We start from the raw sequence: 14492 nt of genomic DNA, 5'->3' as shown, positions 1-14492 counted from the left end.
TTCCATGCCCAGAGCATCTTTGGACCAGGCACAGATTGCCGAGACCCGGGAGCGGATCCTGGAAACCGCCGCCGACATCATCAATGAGCAGGGATTCCAGAATCTGTCCATGCGCAAGATCGGGGCCCGGGTGGGGATGACGGCGGCCAATCTGTACAATTATTACGCCAGCAAGGATGAGATCAATATCGCCATCCGCCTGAGGGCAGGGGCGATTCTCTACCGGGAACTGCTGGCGGGGTATGAGGGGGGACAGGATATGCCCGAGAAGATATGGCGGATGATGAAGGCCTATATCCGCTACGGACTGACCCGGCCGGATTATTATGCCATCATGTTCGACATGCCCGTTCCCAAGTATGCCGATTATGCGGGCACCCCTCTGGAGGAAATGGCCCGAAAAGAGAAGGAATCCAGCGAACGGAGCGTGGCCCTGCTATACCGGTGCGCCCGGGAACTGCGGGAAGATGGGTTCGGAGTTCCCGATGATCCAAACCTCTTCATGACCATTGTATGGGGGCAGCTCCACGGCCTGGTCTCCCTTTACAATAATAACTCCCTCTCGGAGATCGTGGATGATCCCGGGGCGACCATTGAAAAGGCAGCCAAGCAGGCCTACTCTCTCTTTTTCAAATAAACAGACGGTGCCCCGGTTCTAGGTAACCAGGGCCTGGATGCGCTGCATGAAATCGTTGAGCTTGGCCGCGTATTCCGGGGACCCCTCCACCTCAACGTATCCCCGGGCAACGGACTCCACAAATTCCACTTCATTGAGGAAGACGGGCAGGGCGTTTTCCGCCCCTTTGAATTTCATGTGGACAAAGGGGAGTTTGCGTTGGTAATAACCCCGGCCGGCCTTTGATTTTCCTGCCTTTATGCGCAGGTAGGCGGCAATGCCCTCGGGTTCGCATGAGAGCTGGTAGATCCGGTCCGGCTGCATCCCGGTCCATTTTTTCATCTCGGGCTCTCCGGCCTTGTTGTACTGGGACAGCGCCGTGGTGATCATGTAAATCACCATCTTGACCTTGAGGCGGATCTTGTCCGGTGCCGTGGGCCGTTTGTCCGGCATGAGGATGGTGAGGCCTAAAAGCAGGCGGATGAACTTGAGAAGCAGCAGGGGGCGAAGCAGTCCCTTGATGCGGGGCAGGGCAATGCCGCCGGTGAGAAAGCGGTTCATGGCGGCAGGAGAGGAGAAGCTCATCCGGATGTCCGGATTGTCCAGGATCCCCTCTATCCATTCCAGTTCGCCGTCTGTTGCCCGCAATCCTGCCCCAACCGGTCCCTCTTCAGTCCGGGCCTGGATCTGGAAACTTGCGTTTATGCCTTTAAAGGAGGAGCGTATTGCCGGAACATCCTCGAATACCACCTTGGCCACAGGGAGTACGGCCCGGAGCAGCAGCCGTGATGCCATCATCTCTTTATTTGTCGGGGCCATTGGATTATACCTCGTCTTCCCAGTCTTCGTCTTCTTCAAAGTCCCGTCCCATGATCTCCCTGACCTTGTCCACCATGGCGTTGGCGTCCAGGCCGTAATGGGCGTAGAGATCTTCGGGATAGCCCACAACGGCAAAGCAGTCGGGGATGCCCACCTTTTCAAAGGCGCAGCCCTTGCCCGAGGCCGCAATGACGTCGGCCACGGCCGAGCCCAGGCCGCCCAGGACGTTATGGTCCTCAAAGGTGATGATGCGCCGGGTCTCCATCACCGCTTTGAGGACGGCGGCTTCGTCCAGGGGCTTGATGGTGTGCATGTTCAGCACCCGGACACTGAGGCCGTCGGTCTCCTTGAGTATCCTTGCGGCCTCGGCGGCCTGGAGCACGGTGACCCCTGCGGCAATGATGGTGAGATCCGTGCCCCCGGCGATTTCCACGGCTTTTCCGATTTTAAATCCGTAATTTTCATCGCGGTAATAGGGGGGCTCAAACCCCCGGCCGATACGGATGTACACCGGGCCGGGGTGGTCGATGCAGGCCTTGACCGCATTGGCGGTCTCCACCCCGTCGGCGGGAACGATGACGGTCATGTTGGGAAAGGCCCGGGTGATGGCGATGTCTTCGGTGCAGTGGTGGGTGGAACCCGCCGGCCCGAAGCTGGTCCCCCCGTGGGTGGCGATGATTTTGACGTTGAGGTTCTGGTAGCAGATATCGGTGCGGACCTGTTCCCCGGCCCGCATGGTGACGAAGGCGGCCATGGTGGAGACAAAGGGGAGCATGCCCGAAGCGGCCAGGCCCGCTGCCATGCCGAAGAGGTTCTGCTCGGCAATGCCGGCGTTGAAGAACCGGTGGGGAAATTTTTTGCCGAAATTCCCGATCTTGGTGGAGTTGGCCAGGTCGGCGGAGAGCCCCACGATTTCAGGGTGGCGGTCTCCCAGGTCGCAGAGGACCTGCCCGTAGATTTCGGCCTGGCTCAGGGTGTCTGAATCATAAACGGTCCAGGTGGTGCCGGTGACTTCTCTGGTCATCTTTTTCTCCTTATCAGCTGTTGGCGTCCACGCTCTCTTTGGCCTGGCGGGCCAGTTCCGAGTTCATGCTGCCGTAATGCCATTTCACCTCGTTTTCCATGAAATCCACCCCGCGGCCCTTGACGGTGTTGCAGAGGATGAGCACCGGAGCCCTGCCCGCCTCTCCTGAGTCCTGATTACGGTCCAGGGCAAAGTCCAGGGCCTCGGCCAATTGGATGAAATCATGGCCGTCCACTTCTTTGACCGTGAAACCGAAGGCCGTCCACTTGTCCGCAAAGGGCTCCACCCCCATGATCTCTTCGGTGGGGCCGTCGATCATGAGGCGGTTCCGGTCCACAAAGGTAACCAGGTTGGTGATTTTGTAATGGGCCGCCGCCATGGCCGCCTCCCACACCGACCCTTCGTTGCACTCCCCGTCCCCCAGGATGCAGTAGGTCATCCAGCTTTTATTCTGAAGCCGGGCACCCAGGGCAAGGCCCACGGCCATGGAAAGCCCGTGGCCCAGGGAGCCGGTGGAGACATCCACCCCGTCCACCTTAAGGCTGTCCAGGTGCATGCCGAACCTGGATTTGAACTGGTTGAAAGTGGCCAGGTCCGCTTTGGGAAAATATCCCTTGTCCGCCAGCACCGGGGCGGTGCCCACCCCGGCATGGCCCTTGGAGACCACCACCCGGTCCCGGTCCGCCCAGTCCGGCTGTTCCGGCCTGATATCGAGGTATTTATAGTAAAGAAGGGTCATGATCTCCACCATGCTCAGGGCCCCGCCGATGTGGGCACCGCCTGCGGCCATGGTGGTGTCGATGATATCCTTTCGCAGCTGCCTGGCCTTCTCTTTAAGATTCTGGACTTCCTGATCTGTAACGGGCATGGGATCTCCTTATTTTATATGGTCTGCTTGATCAATTCGGGCATCCTTTCTAAACGGCAGGGTGAGTTTCATCCAGGCGGAAACCAGGGAGTGGTAGAGGAGCAGGCCCAGGTTCCGCAGGTCAAATACCGGGCTTTTGATATTGAGCCGGATGAGCAGCAGGAACATGAGGTCCTTTACCTTTACGGGGCAGCCCTTGATACGGATGATTTTTTTTGCCTCCAGCCGCCCGTCCACCCCGGCGCAGCTGCCGATGAGAAAGACCGGCTCCTCCGGGTGGATGACGTCGCCCCTGTAATGGCCCATGACCAGGGCGGCTTTTCTGGCGCCCTTCAGGGTGCCCGGGGACCGTTTTTCCGCCGTGCCCAGGGCCCCCTTTATGGAACAGGTGCACCCCCCGTAGCAGAGGTTGCCCGAGGTTTTGTTCTCGCCTTCGTAAAAGGTCAGGGGGGTGTCCAGGCGGCTCAGGTCCTGGAAGGGGGAGTCCACATCCTTGATCCGCTCCCTCAGGGTTTCAATGGAAATATCTCCCGAAACCTCTATTTCTTCAAAGTCGAGGCTGCCGTACCCCCTGTCCCGGGCTTCAACCAGGTGGCGGACCTGTTCCGGGGCATACCCCAGGATTTTTGCCGCCACCATGTCGCAGGCCAGGGGATCGTCGGAGATGAGCACGGCCCCAAGATGGACGGGGTAGGGGCTTGATTCAAAGCCCCTGCCGATGGTGACGGCGTCGGAAACGATGAGGTCGGGGGCGCCTACCTCCAGCATGTCCACGATCTTTTGGTGGAGCCGGTCGTCGTGGAAGAGAAAGCGTTCCCTGTGGGTGAGGATGCCGATGTTCAGCTTGAGGGCATTGGTGATTTCCGTGACAATGTGGAATTTGAGTTTGGGCATCCAGATTTTGAAATCCGCCTCATAGAGGGATTTGGCCACTTCCATGGTCTTGTGGCATCTCCCCTTTTCCAGCGCGACTTTTTTTGTCTCCTCTTCGTTGAAGTCCACCAGGGGCACCTTTAACCGGCGGGCAAGCTGCTGGATGCCGGACTCGGCAAAAAAGAGGCGGGAGGGCATGCCGATGCCTCCGGACTCCCCGATGGTGATCCGGTTTTGCTCCGGCCCAGGCCCCGGATGACCGGCCTGGTGACGGTCTGATGCCTCCCTCAAGGTCCGGACCATGGCTTCGATCATGGGCGGGGCGGTGTAACTGTGGTGGATATACCCCTTGTTGGCCGTGACAATATTGGGTTTGATCAGGATGCGGCCCCTGGGGCGCAGGCCCAGTTCTTCCATGCCTTCCCTGATGATGGCTTGCAGTTTTTGACTGTCGTATTCATCGCATTGCCGGATGATCACCCGGCGGCTATTGGATGGCGCCGTCATTGTATTTCTCCCGAGGCCCGGCGGATCAGGATGTCCGAGACCATCCGGCTGATTGCCCCGTTGGTGATCCTGTGGAGAAAATAGAGGAACCGGGTCAGCCGTCCGGGGATGGCAAAATAGGTTTTCCGTTCAATGGCTTTGACAATTTCTCCTGCCGTGAATTCCGGGGTGAGCAGGCCGGCCATTTTTTTCATGGCCCGGCCCTGGACCGGGAGTGTCTTTGCCTCGGCATCGTTCATGGGGGTGTTCACATCCGGGGGGAAGACAATGGTGACGGCCATGCCATTGGGCTTGAGCTCGTAGCGGAGGCTTTCGGCAAATCCCATGAGGGCTGCCTTGGAGGCGGCATAGGCCGTATACCCGTACATGCCGAAAAGGGCGGCGGCGGAAGAGAGAATCACCACATGGCCCTTGACGGTTTTCATGGGGCCGGCCAGGGCGTGGGCAAGATTCCGGACCCCGTTGACATTCACGTCCATGACCCGGTTGAACATGGTATGGTCGATATTTTCAAAATGGTCGGCCGCCGTGTTGATGCCGGCACTGAGGATGAGAATATCCGGCGGCCCTGTTTTTTCCACGGCCGCGGCCATCTCTTCATAGACCCGGTTCTGGTCCGTTACATCCAGGCTCAGGGTGTGAAACTGCTGATCCGGGGTCCGGCGGCTGGTTTCAAGGGCCTGTTTTGCCCGTTCAAGGGGAGGGGTTTGCCTTGCCATGAGCAGGATATCTGCGCCCAGGCCGGCCAGGTGTTTGGCCGTGGCAAGGCCGATACCGCTTGACCCTCCGGTGATGTAGACTGTTTTTCCTGAAAAGGTGTTCATTGTCGGTATCCGTATTGAAAGATATAATTAACACTTGTTCAATAAACACGGATATTAACACCTGTCAAGTGGTTTTTCTGAATAAAACGGCCGGGTTGCCCGGCCGCGGATCAGGCTTTCTTTTCCGGCTGGATCAGTTCAGAGGCCTCCCGGAGCAACGCGAGGTCAACCTCCCTCTGGACACCGCAGGCCAGGGCCGATTCCAGGTCGGAGATCAGCTGGACCCTGCCCCCGGCCTGCCGCCATTTTTCGGATAATTTGTTCAGGACCCTTGCGGGGCTTTTTCCTTTTTTGACGGCTGTGCCCAGCTTTTCGCCCAGCTCTTTGAGGGGGCCGTCTGCAGCCAGGGCCGTAAAGGTAGCGGTCCAGGGGATGGAACCTGCGGTGAAGGTCTCCGGGGATGCCCCCATGGCCAGTGTGAGTGCCCTTGCCTCTTTGGCCGCCTGGGCGAAGAGTCTGCCCATGAGCAGTCCTTTTTTACCTTCGGTGCAGGCCAGCATGATGTTGACGCAGAGGGCGTAGATCCGGGCCAGGATATCGGCGGCCTGTACCCCGATGGGATCTGTTGAGATCAGGGGCGTCTGGTCCGGGCCGAAGATCAGGGCAGCCATTTCCTGGGAGGAGCGGCCCGGGCCGGCAATGATGCCGGAGAGGGCCTGGGTTTCGATGAGGTCGTCGGTTTCCAAAGGTCCGGCCAGGGTGAGGACATCCATGTCCGTCCGCTCATATTCCACCAGAAGGTTCTGGACCATATGGAAGGGCAGAAGGGGGGTGTCGGGCATGAAGCCCCGGGTGGCAATGATGATTTTAAGGTGCTGTTCCGAGACGGCGATGATTTCCCTCATCTGTGCCTCAAAGACCTCGGGTTTTACCGCGACGATGACCTCGCTGGCCTTTCTGAAGGCCGACGGCAGGTCATAGGTGACAAATACATTTTTCTCCAGGGGCTTGTCCTTGAAATGTCCCGGGCCCAGCCGCTCCTTTCCCATGTGGCGGACCAGTTTTTTCCTGGGGTCATAGATGGTGATGCTGGCATTGCCATAGGCCTTGTTTTCAAGCAGCCGGCCGGCCACCAGGTTGGCCAGGACAAAGCCCCAGTTGCCGGCCCCCACCACCACGATGTTCTGGTCTGCCGTGGGGGAATAGAGGCGGCGGTCTCCATGGGTGGCGTAGTAGCTCAGGCCGATGTCGTTGATGACGGAGGGGAGCTTTAAACTGTCCTTTGTCCACCGGCTGAGGACTTCCCTGTTGCGCAGGGTTTTTATCCCGTCTGCCATGACGGTGTCTTCGGAATTTTCCTTGATAAAATCCTCAAAGTCAGGGTCCTGGGTAAAGGTCTGCCTGTGGTAGATTTTAATGGTTTTGATTTCATCCCGGAGGGTCTTTTCGATCTCTTTTGAATCGGTCTTTTTTGCCCGGGTGATGGTCCGGGCCGCCAGCTGGGAGGCCATGACTTTTTTGGTTCTGGCAATCTGGGTGATGGCATCCAGGGCCACAAATTCGTCAAAGTCCGTTCCCCTTTTGTCCTTCTGCCAGTCTGCGTTCAGCTCGCTTAGACGTTTGGGCTCGGGAAAGGAGACATAGCACCGGGAGTAGATATTTTCCATGGCATGGTACCAGAATGTGGCCGGGTGGATGGGAAGATTCATCAGGGCCTTGAAGCGCTTCATCCCGTTGATCCAGGTCTTGCCGCTTTTGCCGGAACACATCATCAGATCTTCGGGAACCACGGAATAGGATAGGGCAACGGGCTGAACAACCATATCCTGGCCTTCATCCAGATCGATGGCCCCGCGTACGGCCACCAGCCGTTTGGGGTACCGAAGGCTGCCGTCCCTGGACCTTGCCCCGCCCCGCCAGGCTTCCAGGAAAATACCCTGCTGGGCCCCGCAGCGGCTCAGGGCGCTGCAGTAATTGTACAGGGCCGCCATCTGGTGGCGGGAGGCACCCTTGCGCAGGACCACATAGGAACCGGTCATGAGCACCTTGGCAATACTGCCGATGGCCATCATGTTCTGCCCTGCGGCAAACACCGGCAGCCCCAGACCCAGGTCCTGCATGAGACTGTCGAAGATGAATTCATCCAGGTGGGAGTTGTGGTTGATGAGATAGAGAACCCCCAGCCCCTCTTCCCTGTACTGCCTTAATTTATCAATGTGTTTAAGATCCCGGCCGTCCGGCGAGGTAAAGGGAAGGTCAAGGTTGGCATGGTCGAAGAGATGGTCGAAGACCACCCGGAAGGCCGCGGCGGTGTGGATGTGGAGGTCCCGGTCGTACTGGATTTCAATTTCCCGGATAAGATCGGCGATTTCGTTCCGTTCAACGGTTTGATGCTCTCCCAGGAGCTGGGCCATGGTCAGGTCCACGGCCCGCTCGCTGATCTCTTCCGCATTGGCCCAGTCCGTTGGCAGAGACTGGTATTTTTCCAGGTGGGGGCGTCCGGCAGGGCTCTCGGCGATGCGGTGGATCAGCCGTATGAAATCTACTTTATTGACGGCGCCTGCGGTCAGGCGCATGGCTGCTTTTTTTATCTTTTTTATCATGGGTCTACCTTCTATTTTGCTTTGCCGGGCGTCGCCCGTCAGGTCCCAGTTGCATAAATGGGGACTAATCGATCAAAACCAGCCCGGCCACCATGCCCATGGGCTTTTTTTCGGGATCGGTGCCGCTGGTGATGATTTTCATTTTCCAGCCCACGGCTTTGGACAATTTTAAAAAATTGATTCCCACGGCGGACATGGACTGTCTGGCCCGGTCCGGGTTTCGGCAGTCTCCGTTCCCATGGAGAACGCGGCAGTTGGGATGGTCGGCACAGAAGACCTCTTTGCAGGAGCCCCCGGCAAATCCCTTGGCCCGTTTATATCCTTTGGCCTTTGCCGTTTCTTCGAGCAGGGCGGCGGTTTCGTGTATCAGTCCTAAAAGATCCAGGCGCTCAATGCCGAGCAGGGCGGTGGTGGGTACGTCAAATTTAAATACCAGGGCGCGGGAATAGGTTTTAATCTGTTCCCGGAACCAGTCCGGGCCCTTGGCATGGGGAGGGCAGCTCATGGACAGGCCGTATCCGGTACAGCCCGGTTCCCTGCAGAAAGCGGCAAATTTGTCGTCCACGGGGATGATGTCGGGGGAGATGAACAGGGCATCGCTGACGCCCTTGGTGCGGGCCAGGTCCAGGATTTCGTCAAATTCCTTGGGTTCCATGTGATATCTTCCATGCAGTTATTGGTATTGCATCCCATTCAGGATGCCTGGTTTTAACAGATTATAGTGAGCCGGATCAAGTGATCATTTCAGTTCTGGGCGGGCAGCCAGGGATAAATATCTTGCCAATGGGGTGTCCTGGCTGGTACTAGGCAGGTGGCATGAATTATTATCTCATCCATATTCAATATCTGGGATTCAGGTTCCACGGATGGCAGCGGCAGCCCGGGGTGAAAACCGTGGAAGCCATGGTCTGCAAAACCCTTGAATTTGTTCTGGGCCATTCTGAGTTTAAGGTGCTGGGTACCAGCCGGACCGATGCCATGGTCTCCGCCGGTCATTCGGCCTTTGAATTATTTGTGGAGGATCTTCTGGATCCGGACGCCTTTCCTGATGAGCTGAACCATAATCTCCCTCCGGATATCCGTGCCCTGGAAATGGAGGCGGTCGGGAAGGAATTCAATATCCTCAACAGCCCCCGGACCAAGGAATATCTTTATTTTTTTTCCTGTGGGGAGAAGTTTCACCCCTTTTGCGCCCCCTTCATGGCCTGGATTCCCGGTGAACTGGACATCCCGCTGATGTCCGAAGGGGCGGCCCTGTTTGCGGGAAAACATAATTTTATCCGGTACTGCACCAAACCTTCCCCCGGAACTGATTATAAAAGAGAGATTATCCAGAGCCGGATTGAAGAGAATACAGCATTCTCCGCAGGCTTTTTTCCCGGCCAATCCTGGGTGTACAGGGTCTCTGCCACCGGTTTCATGCGCCACCAGGTGAGGCTGATGATGGGACAGCTCATCGCACTGGGCCGCAGGGAGGCCAGCCTTGAAGATCTCCGAGACTCACTTTCCGGCATTGACCGCAGTCCGTTGAAATCCATTGCCCCTGCCTCGGGGCTGATGCTAAACAAGGTGAGATTCCATGACCGATAAGCTGACCATCAAAGCCGGTAAAACCGCCCTTGCCCATATCCGGGAAAGGGGCCTGGCGCCTGAAGACATTACAGCGGTGCTCGGGGCGTCCGGTGCGGCCAAGTGGCTTTCCATATACGGGCTGGACCGTGCGGTGTTCTCACGGTGGCTGCACGGGATTACCCACCAAGTCTCCCTGCTGGGCTCCTCCATCGGTGCCTGGAAACTGGCTGCCGCAGCCCAGGAAGACCCCGGACGGGCCTTTGACCGCCTTAGGGATGCCTATATCAGTCAAACCTACAGGGGGCGGGTCACTCCGGAGAAAATCACCGATGAATCCCTTAAAATCCTGAACCGCTTTATTCCCCGTGAAACGATTCCCGGGATTCTTTCCCATCCCTATATAAAGCTGGGCTTTTTATCGGTACGGTGCCGGGGGCTGATGGCAGAGGATAATACCCCGGCTCTGGGAGCGGGGATTCTTGCCGGCTATCTTTTGAATCTGGCCACCCGCAGGACCCAGGCAATGTTTTTTAACCGCGTCCTGTTCCGGGTGCCCGGGGCAGGGGCGACTCCTTTTAATATCAATGGATTCGGGGCAGAGCAGGTGGCTCTGGATATGGAGAATTTTTACAGGGCGCTGCTGTCCAGCGGTTCCATTCCCGTGGTCATGGACGGCATCCGGGATATCCCTGGCGCCAGGGCCGGGGTCTATCGGGACGGCGGCATTCTGGATTACCACCCCCTCTTTTCCTTGAAACACCATGAACCTGGATTTATCCTCTACCCCCATTTCTATCCCCATATTATCCCGGGCTGGTTTGACAAAACCATGAAACGGCGCAGGGCCGTGGGGGAAATGGCTGACCGGGTCATCCTGGTCTCCCCCTCCCCTGATTTTGTTTCCCAACTGCCCTACGGCAGAATTCCGGACAGAAAAGACTTTTTAAGGTTCAGGGGCAATGACCGGGAGCGGTACAGGGCCTGGCATGCTGTTGCGGTAAAAAGCCTTGAACTGGGCGATGCCTTTCTGGATGCGGTGGCATCCGGCCGGATCAGGAAGATGGCCGCACCTTTATAATTGCGGCCGGCTTTCTTTGATCTCTTTGTAAGAAAAATTACTACACGAGAATCAGAAATCCTCTAATTGATTTGGTGACCCCGGCCTTGGTACTCTGGTATGCGGTACAAATGGTCAATTCATCTTTGTTAACACCAAAACAGGAGGATCGTATGAAAGCCAAACAATTATTGCTCATCGGGTTTATCGCTGTGCTTGCCATGGCATTTAGCCAGTCTGCCTTTGCCAAGGAAAGAATCGTCTTCGGCGGCGGCCCTGCCGGCGGCACCTTCCAGGTGGTTGCCAACGGCATCCAGGTGTACAAGCCCATGAAAGCCGTAAAAGAGTTCAGGGTTCAGGCCCAGTCATCCGGCGGTTCCACGGAAAACCTGAGAAAGACCAATGCCGGGCGCCAGCAGATGAGTGTTGTTTATTCAGGCCATGTTTATTTAGGCCGCAACGGTATGCTGGCAAACGATACCAAAAAATACGAAGATGTTCTGGCGGTTGCATGGCTCTACGGTGCCCCTGCCCAGTTGGTTACCCTGAAAGGGTCCGGCATCAACAGCGTAAAAGATTTGGTGGGCAAGAAAGTCGGTGTGGGCAATGCCGGCTCCGGCGCCTTTGCCAACTGCGAACTTTTTTTCAAGCACCTGGGGGTATGGGACAAGATTGAAAGAAACGCCATGGGCTACAACGATGCTGCCCAGGCCTTCGGCAACAAACAGCTGGATGCCTTCTGGCTGTTCACTGCCTTCCCCTCCGGCGCCGTGATCATGGCCGCACAGACCAATGACATCGCCCTGGTCAACCTGGATGCCGATGCCAAGGCGTCAGGCTTCTATGAAAAATATCCTTATTTTGCCAAGCTGACCGTCCCTGCCAACACCTATAAGGGTGTGGATTACGATTCCCCCTCCTTCCAGGATTCAGCCCTCTGGGTGGCCAACTCAAAGGTATCCAATGACGCCGTATACAAAATGCTTACCCTGATTTATTCCGACGAGGGCCTGGCCCATATGAAGGCCCAGAAGAAAACCTTCAAGCTCATGGCCATCAAAACAGGAACCCAGGGTGTAGTTACGCCCTTTCATCCCGGTGCCGAGAAATTCTGGAAAGAAAAGGGCATGCTTTAATCTTTTAAGCTGACCCGACCTGCTGGCAGGTGCGGCATCTCCGCACCTGCCCAATTTTAATTTAAACCACCTAAGGAAGGCAAACCGTGTATGAAAAACTAAATCGATTCGAGCAGATTGTTTTTGATGTATGCTCGGTCATCCTGGTCGTTTTTTACTCCTGGGCGGCTGTTGTGCAACCCATGGCCACCCAGTACCACAGGGGTGTTTATGTAATTATAACCTATGTGCTTGTCTTCCTTTTGTACAAATCCAAATCAACAATCGGGAGAGTCATAGATTATATTTTGATTGTCCTGTCCATTGCCTCGGTGGGATACTGGATCCTGCTTTTTGAGGCCATCAATTACCGGACCGGGGCGGAAACCACCGTGGATATGGTTTTTGCCATTATCGGGGTCCTGGTGGGCATTGAACTGGCCCGGCGGGTGGTGGGCAATGTTTTTGTCATCCTGGGCACCCTGATGCTGATCTACGGTGTCTATGGGTATCTGGCCCCGGATCTCGTCTCCCATGCAGGGGCGCCCTTTACAGAATTGTGCATCAGCATTTTCTACAAGAGTGACGGGGTCTTCGGCATCATGGCCAATGTCCTGGCCACCTATGTCATTCTTTTTGTCCTTTTTGGCGCCTACCTTGAGAAATGCGGGGCCCAGAAATTTTTTATCGACTGGCCCCTGGCGGCTGTGGGCCATAAAATCGGCGGACCGGCCAAGGTGTCGGTGATTGCCTCCGGGCTTTTCGGATCCATTTCAGGATCCGCCATCGCCAACACGGTGTCCACCGGGATGTTCACCATCCCCATGATGAAAAAAGCCGGGTTCAAACCCCATATTGCCGGCGGTATTGAACCGGCGGCTTCCATTGGCGGGATGTTCATGCCACCCATCATGGGGGCCGGGGGATTCATCATGGCGGAACTGACAGGGGTGCCGTATTCCCGGATCATGCTCATTGCCATTTTCCCTGCGCTCATGTATTTTTTTTCGGTTTTCTGCATGGTTCACTATGAAGCCAAGAAAGATAATATCGTGGGTGAAAAATCCGAACACTCCGCCGCCTATATCTTTAAAACAGAATGGTTTTATACCATCCCCTTGATCGCCATTACCATTCTTATGCTTACCGGCTACTCACCCGGTTATTCCGCCATCATCGGGCTTGTCACCTGTGTATATATCAGCTGGGTCAGGCGGGAGACCCCCATGGACCTGACCATGGCCTTTATCGTTACGGCGGTATTCCTGGTCTCGCTGGTGAATATTGCCATCGGCTCCGAGCAGGGCAAACTGCCTGAATGGGTGGGGCTGGCCGTCGGGCTGGCGGCTGCCGGTATCTTTTATGCAAAAAATCCGGGCCGGATCAAGCCGGGCTTAAGCCATTTTCTGGAAGCCGCCCGGTCCGGAACCGAAAACAGCCTGAAAATAGGCGCCACCGTCGGGGTCATCGGCATCATTATCGGCGTCCTGACCTTTTCCGGACTTGTGCTTACCTTTGCCGACATCATGATCGAACTGGCCGGCGGTTCCTTGCTGTTGACCATTTTGCTGGTTGCGCTGGCATCATTGGTTCTTGGCATGGGCGTGCCCGTGACAGCAGCCTATCTGATTACAGCGGTGGTGGCCGTCCCCGCCCTGACCCATCTCGGTGTCAATGAGATTGCCGCCCACATGATCGTTTACTGGCTGTCCCAGGACTCCAATATTACGCCCCCGGTCTGTATTGCCGCCTTTGCCGGCGCCACAATTGCCAAGGCCAATATGTGGCGTACCGCATTCAGTTCTTTCAAGTTTGCCAAGTTTCTCTATCTCGGCCCCCTTCTTTTCGGCTATGTCCCCGGGTTCTCCCTTGACGGCAGCTCCATGGACATCGTGAAAGCCTTCGTTGCCATCATCTTTGGCACCTGGGCATATTCATGGTTCCTCAGCGGGATCTGGATCCGGTATATTAAAACTGCATTCGGCGGCAAAACAGCGGTTTGATTTTCCGGTAAAATTATCCTGACTCAATTCAATTGGCCCCGACCGTGATAAACGGCCGGGGCTTTTTTGTGGCTTGGTGCTGTACCAGGGGTGTTGGTTCCCCCGGTCTCCATAAATCTTTGGTTGCCATATCAACCATTATGGTTATACTATTTGCTTGAAAATTTTGAACTTCCTTTTAATGACACGGAAATAAAACGCAAATGGACAATTTTAACCGCCTCATTGATTCATCCATCGGCTACCTTGTGGGCCGGACTTCCAGAGCCATTATCAAACGGCTGACCAAAAAATTTCAGGACGCGGGGTTTGATGTCAGTTATGAACAATGGAGCATTCTCATCCACCTCTACCGGAAGGACGGCCGTACCCAGCAGGAGCTTGCCCGTATTGCCGTAAAGGACAAGGCCGCCATTACCCGTCTTATCAATGTCCTTGAGAAAAAGAATATCGTGCTCAGGGTACCGGACCGCAACGACAGGCGGAGTAAATTGATCTATCTCACCCAGAAGGCAAAGGATTTTAAGGAGGAGTTGATGGGGCTGGTCGATGAGATGCTCCGGGAGGCTGAACAGGGGATTTCCTATGAGGAGATGGATCAGTGCCGGTCAACCCTGAATAAAATCTTCGCCAATTTCGAAGCCCTGAACCATTCGGTTTCCAAAAATTAG

13 protein-coding genes are annotated in these 14492 nt (G+C 56.1%); 6 read left to right on the top strand and 7 right to left on the bottom strand.

Features of this window, described 5'->3' with window-relative positions; all coding sequences use genetic code 11:
• Positions 1-4: 4 nt before the first annotated feature.
• Complete coding sequence (locus tag HUN04_13560) at positions 5-637, top strand: TetR/AcrR family transcriptional regulator (GenBank protein ID WDP90666.1); 633 nt, start codon at positions 5-7, stop codon at positions 635-637.
• A gap of 18 nt (positions 638-655) precedes the next feature.
• Here HUN04_13560 and HUN04_13555 read toward each other — a convergent pair whose 3' ends face one another.
• The 7 genes from HUN04_13555 to HUN04_13525 all read right to left on the bottom strand — a co-directional run bounded on the left by HUN04_13555 (position 656) and on the right by HUN04_13525 (position 8729).
• Positions 656-1435, bottom strand: coding sequence for a hypothetical protein (locus HUN04_13555; GenBank protein ID WDP90665.1), 780 nt, complete (start codon positions 1433-1435; stop codon positions 656-658).
• Positions 1436-1439: 4 nt separating this feature from the next.
• Complete coding sequence (locus HUN04_13550; GenBank protein WDP90664.1) at positions 1440-2459, bottom strand: transketolase family protein; 1020 nt, start codon at positions 2457-2459, stop codon at positions 1440-1442.
• Between the two features lie 13 nt (positions 2460-2472).
• Positions 2473-3327, bottom strand: a complete 855-nt coding sequence (locus HUN04_13545; protein WDP90663.1) for a transketolase — start codon at positions 3325-3327, stop codon at positions 2473-2475.
• A 9-nt stretch (positions 3328-3336) separates the two neighbouring features.
• Entirely contained in the window at positions 3337-4707 is a 1371-nt protein-coding gene (locus HUN04_13540) for a DUF362 domain-containing protein (protein ID WDP90662.1), read from the bottom strand.
• The gene (locus HUN04_13535; GenBank protein ID WDP90661.1) at positions 4704-5531 is read right to left on the bottom strand and encodes an SDR family oxidoreductase; all 828 of its coding nucleotides are present in this window, start codon (positions 5529-5531) and stop codon (positions 4704-4706) included. The genes HUN04_13540 and HUN04_13535 overlap by 4 nt, the downstream gene beginning before the upstream one ends.
• A gap of 110 nt (positions 5532-5641) precedes the next feature.
• Positions 5642-8074: a 1-acyl-sn-glycerol-3-phosphate acyltransferase gene (locus HUN04_13530; GenBank protein ID WDP90660.1), complete on the bottom strand. Its 2433-nt coding sequence runs from the start codon at positions 8072-8074 to the stop codon at positions 5642-5644.
• Positions 8075-8138: 64 nt separating this feature from the next.
• Positions 8139-8729 (bottom strand): DUF2284 domain-containing protein, encoded by a 591-nt coding sequence (locus HUN04_13525; protein WDP90659.1) that lies wholly within the window; start codon positions 8727-8729, stop codon positions 8139-8141.
• A gap of 161 nt (positions 8730-8890) precedes the next feature.
• Between HUN04_13525 and HUN04_13520 the strand changes: the two genes are divergently transcribed.
• The 5 genes from HUN04_13520 to HUN04_13500 all read left to right on the top strand — a co-directional run bounded on the left by HUN04_13520 (position 8891) and on the right by HUN04_13500 (position 14492).
• Positions 8891-9664: a tRNA pseudouridine(38-40) synthase TruA gene (locus HUN04_13520; protein ID WDP90658.1), complete on the top strand. Its 774-nt coding sequence runs from the start codon at positions 8891-8893 to the stop codon at positions 9662-9664.
• The gene (locus tag HUN04_13515) at positions 9654-10724 is read left to right on the top strand and encodes a patatin-like phospholipase family protein (GenBank protein WDP90657.1); all 1071 of its coding nucleotides are present in this window, start codon (positions 9654-9656) and stop codon (positions 10722-10724) included. The genes HUN04_13520 and HUN04_13515 overlap by 11 nt, the downstream gene beginning before the upstream one ends.
• Before the next feature lie 152 nt (positions 10725-10876).
• Entirely contained in the window at positions 10877-11839 is a 963-nt protein-coding gene (locus HUN04_13510; GenBank protein ID WDP90656.1) for a TAXI family TRAP transporter solute-binding subunit, read from the top strand.
• Positions 11840-11925: 86 nt separating this feature from the next.
• The gene (locus HUN04_13505) at positions 11926-13821 is read left to right on the top strand and encodes a TRAP transporter fused permease subunit (GenBank protein WDP90655.1); all 1896 of its coding nucleotides are present in this window, start codon (positions 11926-11928) and stop codon (positions 13819-13821) included.
• 203 nt (positions 13822-14024) lie between these two features.
• Positions 14025-14492 (top strand): MarR family transcriptional regulator, encoded by a 468-nt coding sequence (locus HUN04_13500; protein ID WDP90654.1) that lies wholly within the window; start codon positions 14025-14027, stop codon positions 14490-14492.

The sequence above is a fragment of the Desulfobacter sp. genome, assembly GCA_028768525.1.
Lineage (GTDB): Bacteria > Desulfobacterota > Desulfobacteria > Desulfobacterales > Desulfobacteraceae > Desulfobacter.
The sequence above is the reverse complement of the archived record's forward strand: the minus strand, read 5'-3'. Positions and strand labels throughout refer to the sequence as shown.